This is a genomic window from Mycobacterium sp. (genome assembly GCF_019247615.1).
Taxonomy (GTDB): domain Bacteria; phylum Actinomycetota; class Actinomycetes; order Mycobacteriales; family Mycobacteriaceae; genus Mycobacterium.
In genome coordinates this window covers 1-5,908 of record NZ_JAFBAT010000165.1, presented here as the reverse complement: position 1 = coordinate 5,908, position 5,908 = coordinate 1, and the positions used below count along the sequence as shown (strand labels likewise).

Below are 5,908 nucleotides of genomic sequence, written 5' to 3'. Positions count from 1 at the left end.
ACCGGGGCACCGATCAGCTTCGTACTGGCCAAGGGCGAGATTCACGACTGGATAATCCTCACCGTGGACGGCCCCCAATACTGGCCGCAGATCAACCGGGAGCTCAGTATCTAACCGCGGCGCGATGGGAAGAGACGACCGGTGCGGTCGATCGCCGAGCGGCACGGGCACGACATTCTTCGATAACTGAGCGCGGCGTCGGCACATCAGGTATTCCGCTGTGGGACAACCACTTTGGGTGAACAGTAGGGTCGACATGCCAAGATAGGCAGAGCAGGGATCCGTCAGCCGGCAAACCGGCCAAACAGTCGCTCGATGCCGGCTGCGAACACGGCTTCGGCGACCAGCAGGCTCACGATCACAAAAGACTCCCGCGGAAAATCGAAGAAGTATCCCGGATGCGCCAACACCCCTTCGGCCCTCAGCAACATCAGCACGAGCTCCTCTTCGGAACACAGCGTCGGCACCTGAATGACCGCGTTCCACCCGCCGCAGGAATTGAGCAGGTCACACGAGGGAACCGCAGCGGCGGCCTCTTGCAGTCGGCGGTAGTTGGTTCTCGTGCGGGCCGATATCTGCGCCCGGATCGCTGCGCCGCGCTCGATCAGCTCAGCCGCGGCCAGTTGCACCGGCGTGGACACCGACAGATAGGTGTCGCAGATCATTTCCAGCCGTTCGAGCGACTCCGCGACGAGTTGCGGGGGACCGGCCGCCGCGATCCATGCGAGCTTCACTTGCGGCAGGCCAATCGATTTGGACAGTCCGCCCAGCGCGAACACCATCGCGTCCGACCGCGACAGAACCGACGGGCGCGACCCCGTGGAGCCCGGCGCCAATTCGTAGTCGGCGAACACCTCGTCGACGATCAGCGCGAATCCGCGCTCGGAGCCGATCGCCGCCATCCGGTCGATTTCTGCGCCGGACATGAAGGAGCCGGTCGGGTTGTTCGGGTCGACGACGAGCAACGCCCGTGTGCGGGGACTCAAAGCGCGCTCGACACTGGCGAAGTCGACAGTCCAGCCGCCGTGGTAGCTCAAGTACTCGAGGTCGTACGGCCGCGGTACCACGCCGTCCAGCGTCGTGAGCATCCCGAAGAGCGGATAGCTGGGCCGGGGGACGAGGACTTCGTCGCCGGGCCGTGCCAGCAGCTTGAACAGGGCCGAGTACGCCTCGCTGGTGCTCGCGGTCAGCGCGATCCGTTGCGGGCTGATGGAACTGCCGCGACGCCCGTAGTCAGCTGCGATTGCACGGCGAGCGTCGAGCAGTCCCAACGGTTCTGGCGCATAGAGCAGACCCCGGTGATCTGCGAGCGGCGCGAGCAGATCGGCGGGATAGTCGAGCCCGACACGCGTCGGATTGGACTCGGTGAGGTCGATGATGGGATTTCCGGTAGCTCTTCGCTGCCGGACCGCCAGCGCCAACCGGTTCGGCGAGAGGTCACCGGGAATGCGATCCGCGAACACGAGCTCGTCTCAACCGAGGTCGTAGGAGTCGGGTGAAACCCGGAAGTAACGCCCGGAGCAGCTGTCGGTGCATCTCATCCCCGAGGGCTGGCATTCGCACGAGATCGTCCCGGTGGAAGTAGTGGTCATCCGCGCGCGCCGTCGCCGGAAGGGCGATCGCCGCCGCGACCGTCGCCGGCACGATTAGCGGGATCGTCATCTTGCGGCGGGCGATGATCATGTGCCGAGCGTAAGCCCTTGGTCGCCACCACAAAGTAGCCGCGGGGCACACCGGGCACGTCCAGAGGAACGACGGGGTGGTCCCACCGATGCCACCTGGTTCCGACCTCGCCCACATCGGTCACCTCAGCGTTCCAGCCGCGGCCCTCGATCAGGGCGGCCGGGGTGTCGGTGCCGAACGTCCATGGTGCGCCCAGTTGCCGCATGTACCGCCGGGTCGCCTGCATGAACGGCGCCTCCAACAGCGTCTTTCCGATCACGTTGTACAACAACACCGAACCGGGCGCGGACAGCGCGTCTATGCGCGCGAACAGTGTTTCGACGGCCGGCTCATCGATGTATTGGAGCAATCCCTCGACCAGCCATGCCGTCCGATCGGAGGTGATAAACCCCTGGCGGCGAAGCTCTTTGGGCCAGTCGTCGGCCAGGTCGACGCCGACCGTCACTCGTCGGCACCTAGGCCGCTCGCCGGCCAGCCGTTGATCCTTGGCCGCGATCACCGCCGGCTGGTCGACCTCGTAGACGGTGGTGCCCGCCGGCCATGTCAGCCGGTACGCGCGGGCGTCCATGCCGGCGGCCACGATCACCACCTGCGACACACCGCCGGCCTGCGCATCACGGAGCGCCTCATCGAAGAACCGCGTCCGGATGACGATCTCGGCCGGGGGCTGTCCAGTCGCGGCCGAGGCGTCGGCGAGCAATCGTCGACCCTCGTCGCCCGCGAGCCGTTCGGCGAACGGGTCGGTGATCAGCGGCTCGTCGCGGGCGGATTCGTCGGCGCGCACCGCGGCCGCAAGGAATGCGGTGGCCGCTAGCGCGTTTCGTGTGCTGTCCATGCCTGGATCATGCCGACGCGGCCGCGGCCGGTCTTGGATATTTGTGCCGCCCGGCCGGGACATGGCCCGGCAAGACTCTGCCCTGCAGCGCGTACTGCTTCGGCGTCATCCCGGTGAAGGACCGGAACTCCCGCAAAAAGTGTGCTTGATCGAAATAGCCGATATCGGTGGCGATGGCCGCACCGCTCACGGTGCCGCCATCGAGGCGACGAAGCGCCGCCTGCAGGCGACGAATCCGGGCGTAGGCCTTGGGAGCCAAGCCCACTTCTGCCCGAAACTGCGAAATCATCGGCTTGGTCGGCAGTCCCGCCAGATGGCGCAGCTCCGTCATTCGAATCGAAGGGTTGGCCTCGATCGCGGCCAACGCCGCGGTGACGCCGGGATGGCGGGGCACCGAGAACCGCGCCCGTGCGAGCAGGAATTGCTCGAGCAGGTCGAAGCGAGCGGCCACTGAATCGGCCACGATAAGACGCTCGTGCAGTTCGTGGCCGGCGCGCCCCCAGATCTCGTCAAGCCCTACGCTCGCATCTTCCAGGTCGCTCAACGGGATTCCGAAAAAGGGCAACGCGCCCCCGGGCCGGAAATGGATCGCCATGGCGGGTTCTTCGGCCGCAATGTCGGTGACATACGGCTCGCGGTGCGGCCCGGCGATGACGGCGGGTGGAACGGCCAAGCGGGTCCGACCGTCGGCGGCGTAGAAATCCAGTTGCTGTCGTCGACCGACGTCGAACACGATGGTGACCGCGCCGCGCGGCAGCGCCCGGCTCCGGTAGGTGGCGCCGCTGTGGCGCCAATGCCCGAAGAACTCGACGTACCCGGCCAACGGCGGCCGCGGCCGGTACAGGCGGGGCGCCGGTTGCGGATCGATCGTCATCACGGATCCATCCTTGCCGGTCCGAGAGGTCGGCCGACGCCTGGCCCATCGCGCGGGAGAACCCCAAACGCGCCAGCCTCCAGGCGGCGCGGCGGGCGGCCGTGAGCCTGCGCGCCGATCACTATCTCTACCCGGAACGAAATCAGGTAAGGCGGCTCAACCACCGGCGTTAGCGGCGCGATTGTTACCATCGCGCGGTGAGCGATCGACCCGATTGGCTGCGAGCCGTTTCTCGGCGCGGCGTCCTGAAATGCGCCGGTGTCGCGCCCGTGCTGCTCGGTGTGAACGCACTCGTCGATGCCCCGCTCGCGAATGCCGGTGTCGCCGGCACGGGCGTGTTCCTGGATCCGGGGCACAACGCGGTGGCCGACGCGTCGATAAACGAACAGGTGCCCAACGGGCGGGGCGGCACGAAGCAGTGCAACACCTCAGGCACCGCGACAAACGACGGCTACCCGGAGCATGCTTTCACCTGGGCGGTCGTCGCCCTGATCGCCGGTTCCCTTGACCAGATGGGTGTTCGGACCCAGCTGTCGCGGGGTGACGACAATTCCGTCGGCCCGTGCGTCGATCGGCGCGCGGCGCTCGCCAACGCGATGCACCCCGACGCCATAGTGAGCATCCACGCCGACGGCGGGCCCGCGTCCGGCTCCGGATTTCACGTGAACTATTCCAGCCCGCCGTTGAACGACGTCCAGGCCGGCCCCGCCGTGCAGTTGGCGCACACGATGCGGGATGCCTTGGTGCAGGCGGGCTTTCACCCGTCCACGTATGTCGGGTCTGACGGCCTGTACGGCCGCGCCGACCTTGCCGGGCTGAACCTGGCTCAGTATCCGGCGGTCCTCGTCGAACTGGGCAACATGAAGAACCCGGACGAGGCCGCGCGGATGGAAAGCGCCGACGGTCGGGCGAGGTACGCGGACGCCGTCACCCAGGGCATCGTCACTTTTCTGAACAACAAAGCGTCAACCGCCGGCTAGCTCGCGGGTGACCCCGATGACGTACAGCGCCGCCGAGCGAGAGCGCGTCCTCGACAATTTCGCCGATGCATGCCGTCGCGTCCCGGACCGGCCGCGCTTCCTCCACTGTGGGTGGGCCGGATACGCTAGCCGAGGCGTCGGAATACCCTTGAGGCGTGGATTCTGCCGCCGATCGGGTGATCGACATCTACCAGCGTCACGCGATCTCCTGGTCCCGCGATCGCGGCGAGCGTCTTCACGAAAAGGCTTGGCTGAATCGGTTTCTCGCCCTCCTGCCCGATGAAGCGAGCGTGCTCGACATCGGCTGCGGAAGCGGTATTCCGATCGCTCATTATTTGATCGAACACCGCTGTACAGTGACGGGGATCGACGCATCGAGCGCAATGGTCGCATTGTGTGCCAACCGCTTCCCCGAGCAGCAATGGCGCGTTGCGGACATGCGGACACTGGATCTGAACCGCGTTTTCGGCGGCATCGCCGTTTGGGACAGCCTCTTTCACCTACCGCAGGAAGATCAACGACGCATGTTTGCCATCTTCGCGCGCCATGCCGCGGCTGGTGCTCCGCTGCTGTTCACCAGCGGCCCGTCGGCCGGCGAACGAGTGGGCAGCTATCGGGGCGAGCCGCTTTACCATGCGAGCCTGGACGCCGACGAATACCGTGAACTTCTGCACGCCAACGACTTCCACGTCGTGAACCACGTCGTCGAGGATCCCGCCGGCGGTCACCGCACCGTCTGGCTGGCGCGACGCGGATAGTGGCCGCCAGACTATCGGCCGTCGTGGGTCGCACGTTGCTGTTGGGCGGCGCGCACAATGGAGCCCGCGGTCAGGAACATGGGCTTGCTGCGGTCGGCGGCGTCGACCGGCAGGCCGGCAGCGCGGCGCAGCAGCAACAGGGCGAGTCCGCTGTTGGTCGCATACGGGACGATCAGCAGGTTTACCCGAGCGTCGGCGCCGTTGACCGTCATCACGTGCTGGCGTTTGCCCTCCCATCCCGCCCAGTTGAAGTCGGGTGGTCGCTGCAGGTGCGGCCAATTGACGTTGATCGACGTGACGCCGCCGAGCAGAGGGGTCAGGGCCGCAACGAGGTTGGGCAACTCATTCGTGAGGCGGTCTGCGCGTGGCCACCATGCGCCGTCGATGTCGTGGCCCAGCTCGCGGGCCACGCACAGCCGTACCGGATTGGCGCGGCTCCGGCTTCCTCTCGTATCGGCCATGGCGTACATGGGCTGTTCCTTCGCGGTCGGCATCGACCGCCCCGCGGGGGCAGGGCGACGGAGGAATCACATTGCCCGGGGGACATCATCCGCTGGGGGGCGGGGAAGCACCGCTGACAACGAAACAGCTCACCTACCACCCTACGCCGCCCGCCGCTACACCCGCGCGACGGGTGCGATGACCACGCTCCCGTGCGGACACTCCGGCCGGAAACCATCCCCGGACAGGGCAATTCGCGCCCCGAGAACTACATCAGCTGGGCTATCGTCGTCACGGCGATGAGCGCCAGTACCGCTGCGCCGATGCCGTAAACCTG

6 protein-coding genes and 1 pseudogene are annotated in these 5,908 nt (G+C 66.8%); 3 read left to right on the top strand and 4 right to left on the bottom strand.

From position 1 onward, the window contains the following. Nucleotides 1-114, top strand: a pseudogene (locus JO059_RS11145) (alpha/beta hydrolase); the annotation flags it as partial. Nucleotides 115-284: 170 nt separating this feature from the next. Here JO059_RS11145 and JO059_RS11140 read toward each other — a convergent pair. The 3 genes from JO059_RS11140 to JO059_RS11130 all read right to left on the bottom strand — a co-directional run bounded on the left by JO059_RS11140 (nucleotide 285) and on the right by JO059_RS11130 (nucleotide 3,392). After that, nucleotides 285-1,463, bottom strand: coding sequence for a pyridoxal phosphate-dependent aminotransferase (locus JO059_RS11140; protein WP_293316817.1), 1,179 nt, complete (start codon nucleotides 1,461-1,463; stop codon nucleotides 285-287). A 125-nt stretch (nucleotides 1,464-1,588) separates the two neighbouring features. After that, a complete protein-coding gene (locus JO059_RS11135; RefSeq protein WP_293316814.1) occupies nucleotides 1,589-2,518 on the bottom strand; it encodes an SAM-dependent methyltransferase in 930 nt (309 codons plus the stop codon). 7 nt (nucleotides 2,519-2,525) lie between these two features. After that, nucleotides 2,526-3,392, bottom strand: a complete 867-nt coding sequence (locus tag JO059_RS11130; RefSeq protein WP_293316811.1) for an AraC family transcriptional regulator — start codon at nucleotides 3,390-3,392, stop codon at nucleotides 2,526-2,528. A 197-nt stretch (nucleotides 3,393-3,589) separates the two neighbouring features. Between JO059_RS11130 and JO059_RS11125 the strand changes: the two genes are divergently transcribed. Together JO059_RS11125 and JO059_RS11120 are read left to right on the top strand one after the other, a co-directional pair. Further along, nucleotides 3,590-4,372, top strand: coding sequence for an Rv3717 family N-acetylmuramoyl-L-alanine amidase (locus JO059_RS11125; RefSeq protein ID WP_293316808.1), 783 nt, complete (start codon nucleotides 3,590-3,592; stop codon nucleotides 4,370-4,372). A 155-nt stretch (nucleotides 4,373-4,527) separates the two neighbouring features. Then, the gene (locus JO059_RS11120; protein ID WP_293316805.1) at nucleotides 4,528-5,130 is read left to right on the top strand and encodes a class I SAM-dependent methyltransferase; all 603 of its coding nucleotides are present in this window, start codon (nucleotides 4,528-4,530) and stop codon (nucleotides 5,128-5,130) included. Nucleotides 5,131-5,141: 11 nt separating this feature from the next. Here JO059_RS11120 and JO059_RS11115 read toward each other — a convergent pair whose 3' ends face one another. Then, nucleotides 5,142-5,591, bottom strand: a complete 450-nt coding sequence (locus JO059_RS11115) for a DUF5994 family protein (RefSeq protein WP_293316802.1) — start codon at nucleotides 5,589-5,591, stop codon at nucleotides 5,142-5,144. Nucleotides 5,592-5,908 lie beyond the last annotated feature (317 nt).

Bases quoted from the DNA above. Each gene is read 5' to 3' on its own strand.
- JO059_RS11135 (WP_293316814.1), bottom strand. From the start codon at position 2,518: ATGGACAGCACACGAAACGCGCTAGCGGCCACCGCATTCCTTGCGGCC.
- JO059_RS11130 (WP_293316811.1), bottom strand. From the start codon at position 3,392: ATGACGATCGATCCGCAACCGGCGCCCCGCCTGTACCGGCCGCGGCCG.
- JO059_RS11115 (WP_293316802.1), bottom strand. From the start codon at position 5,591: ATGGCCGATACGAGAGGAAGCCGGAGCCGCGCCAATCCGGTACGGCTG.